At 61.9% G+C, this 2995-nt stretch carries 3 protein-coding genes and 1 pseudogene; 1 reads left to right on the top strand and 3 read right to left on the bottom strand.

Going from position 1 to position 2995, the window contains the following annotated elements:
- From I5W_RS04980 to I5W_RS04990, 3 genes are all read right to left on the bottom strand, one after another.
- Positions 1-404, bottom strand: a 404-nt coding sequence (locus tag I5W_RS04980) for a TIGR01244 family sulfur transferase (protein ID WP_044528413.1), incomplete at its 3' end; no start/stop codon positions are given.
- A gap of 80 nt (positions 405-484) precedes the next feature.
- Complete coding sequence (locus tag I5W_RS04985) at positions 485-679, bottom strand: YgaP family membrane protein (protein ID WP_044528414.1); 195 nt, start codon at positions 677-679, stop codon at positions 485-487.
- A 23-nt stretch (positions 680-702) separates the two neighbouring features.
- Positions 703-1578: an MBL fold metallo-hydrolase gene (locus I5W_RS04990; RefSeq protein WP_044528415.1), complete on the bottom strand. Its 876-nt coding sequence runs from the start codon at positions 1576-1578 to the stop codon at positions 703-705.
- Positions 1579-1826: 248 nt separating this feature from the next.
- Between I5W_RS04990 and I5W_RS04995 the strand changes: the two are divergent.
- Positions 1827-2995, top strand: a pseudogene (locus I5W_RS04995) (sigma-54 interaction domain-containing protein); the annotation flags it as partial.

Here is a 2995-nt window from a genome sequence, read left to right on the forward strand (position 1 = left end):
AGCCGCCGCACCAGTGCGCTGAGGTCATAGCCGGCCTGGCTGGCGCGGGTGAGGATATCGCGCTGGCCCAGGCGCCCCGCCTGGGACAGGCCCCACAAGCTGGTACTGCGCATCCCGCTGCGGCAATAGGCCAGCACCGGTGCGGGCAACTGGTCGAGCAGGCGGTCGAACTCGGCGGCCTGGTCATCGTCCACCTGACCGGGCTTGACCGGCAGGTAGCGGGCCTGGATGCCCATGGTCTGGGCCGCTTGCTCGATTTCACGGAAACTGGGTTGATCGCCGGCTTCCCCGTCCGGACGATTGCAGATGATGGATTTGAACCCGGCGTGGGCAATGGCTGCCATATCGGCAGGCATGAGCTGGGCCGAGACGGACAGCTTGGCCGTCAGTGGCTTGATGTGCATGGAATGTCTCCTCGGTTGACCTGCGCCACCACTGACGGCGTCCCGGCACCGTCAGTGGTGGGTTACTTCATTCACTTCTTTCACTTTTCCCTTGCCGGGCAACTGCTGATACCCAGCAGCGGATAGAGCGGACAAAAGCGGAATAGCCCGGTACCCAGAGCAATGAGACCCAGCCAGCCCCACCAACCCACGGTGCCGGTCGCGGCCAGGATCACCAGCACGATGCCGACGACGATTCTCAAGATGCGGTCCATGCCGCCTACATTGCATTTCATGATGGCTCCTTCGGGTTGTGAAATCAGACAGTGTTCAAGGGGATCTTCAGGTAGCGCACGCCATTGGCTTCGGCCGGAGGCAATTGCCCGGCGCGCATGTTGACCTGCACCGAAGGCAGCAGCAGTACCGGCATGGCCAGGGTGGCGTCACGGGCGCTGCGCATGGCCACGAATTCTTCTTCACTGATGCCGTCGCGCACGTGGACGTTGCTTTGGCGCTGCTCGGCCACGGTGGTCACGAATTGCAGGGCGCGGCCATTGGGCTGGTAGTCGTGGCACAGGTAGAGGCGGGTATGCGCTGGCAGGCTCAACACATCATTGATCGAGTGGAACAGGGTGCGGGCATTGCCACCGGGGAAGTCGCAGCGGGCCGTGCCGTAGTCGGGCATGAACAGGGTGTCGCCCACGAAGGCTGCGACCTGCGCGCCTTCTTCCACGACATAGGTAATGCAGGCCGGGGTGTGGCCGGGCGTATGCATGACCCTGGCCTTGAGATTGCCGATCTGGAAGCGCTCGCCATCGACGAAGAGATGGTCGAACTGGCTGCCGTCATGCTCGAATTGCGCGCCGGCATTGAAGAGCGTACCGAACACGTCCTGCACCTGGCGGATGTGTTCGCCGATGGCAATGCACCCGCCCAGCTTGCGCTTGAGATAAGGCGCGGCCGACAGGTGGTCGGCGTGGGCATGGGTTTCCAGGATCCACTGGACCGTGGCCCCCAGGTCGTTGACGCGCTGGATCAACAGATCGGCGCTGGTGGTGGAGGTGCGACCGGACTTGGGATCGTAGTCCAGCACACTATCGAGCAGTGCGCATTGCCCGGTGGCGCGATCAAGCACGATGTAGCTCACCGTACTGGTGGCGGGATCGAAATGACCTTCGATGTGCAGGTTGTCCATGCTTTCTTCCTCTGTCTATGTCACTGGTGTGATCCCTATCAAAACCTGTGCCAGTCACGCAGTGGCCTATAAGTCATTGATATATAGAAGGAAAATATCTGTCGCTCATGGTGAGCGATAAGATTTTTCTGCCAGTGACAGTGCCAATTGGCAGTGGCATACTGCCAATTGGCAGAAAGAACGGAGATGGCCGTGATCTCTATGTCATGTTGCTAACCAGCATCCTTTTGGTGAAAGCGAGCTTGTTCATGCAGTCTCTTCCCGATGTGCTCCAGGCCTTTCAGGTGCAGGCGCTGATTTCGTATCTCGATCACGAGGCCACGCCCATGATCGTGATGAATACCCAGTACGAAATCCTGGCCGCCAATACCGCCTACAAGCGCCAGTTCGCCACGGCGGGCAAGCCCTACATCGGTCACAAGTGCTATGCCATGTCGCATCACTACCAAGTGCCCTGTGACCAGGCCGGCGAGCACTGCCCCTTGCAAAGTGCCTTGACCCACCNAGGCCCNGNNACGGGTGCTGCATATCCATCACACCCCGCGCGGCCCGGAGCATGTGGACGTGGAATTGCGCCCCATCATCGATGAACAGCATCGCGTGGTCGGATTCGTCGAACGCCTGCAGACCGTGCGCCATGCCTCGGTGCAGGCCAGCCGCCAGGGATTGGTGGGCAAGTCGGCGGCCTTCAATCGTGCGCTGGGGGAGTTGCAACGGGTGGCAGCATCGGAACTGCCGGTCTTGCTGCTGGGGGAGTCCGGCACGGGCAAGGAACTGTTCGCCCGCGCCGTGCATGAGGCCAGTGCCCACGCGCGCGGGCCTTTCGTGGTGCTGGACTGCTCGGGCCTGACCGAGACACTGTTTGAAAGTGAATTATTCGGCTATGAAAAGGGCGCCTTTACTGGCGCCCACGTGCGCAAGGCCGGGCTGGTGGAGACGGCCAAGGGCGGCACGCTATTCCTCGATGAAATCGGGGATGTGCCGCTGGGGATGCAGGTGAAGCTGTTGCGCCTGATTGAATCCGGCACTTACCGCCGGGTGGGCGCGGTCGATACCCAGCAGGCCGACTTCCGCCTGGTGGCGGCCACCCACAAACCACTGCAGAAGATGGTGGCTAATGCCCAGTTCCGGCAAGACCTTTACTACCGGATCAGCGCCTTCCCGATTCACCTGCCGGCCTTGCGCGAGCGCCGCGATGATATCGCCTTGTTGGTGCAATCCCTGCTGCAGCGGGGCAATGGCGCGCCCCAGCAGCGGCTGCAAGTCTCGCCCCAGGCCATGGCCAGTCTGCTCAACTACGACTGGCCCGGCAATATCCGGGAGTTGCGCAACGTGCTGGAACGCGCGCGCCTGTTCGCCGATGATGGCGTAATCCAGCCGGAGCATCTGGCGCTGGAGCCTCCCTGGGCGATACCTG

The organism is Herbaspirillum sp. B65, from assembly GCF_000333555.1.
Lineage (GTDB): Bacteria > Pseudomonadota > Gammaproteobacteria > Burkholderiales > Burkholderiaceae_D > Herbaspirillum > Herbaspirillum rubrisubalbicans.

Bases quoted from the DNA above. Each gene is read 5' to 3' on its own strand.
- I5W_RS04985 (WP_044528414.1), bottom strand. From the start codon at position 679: ATGAAATGCAATGTAGGCGGCATGGACCGCATCTTGAGAATCGTCGTC.
- I5W_RS04990 (WP_044528415.1), bottom strand. From the start codon at position 1,578: ATGGACAACCTGCACATCGAAGGTCATTTCGATCCCGCCACCAGTACG.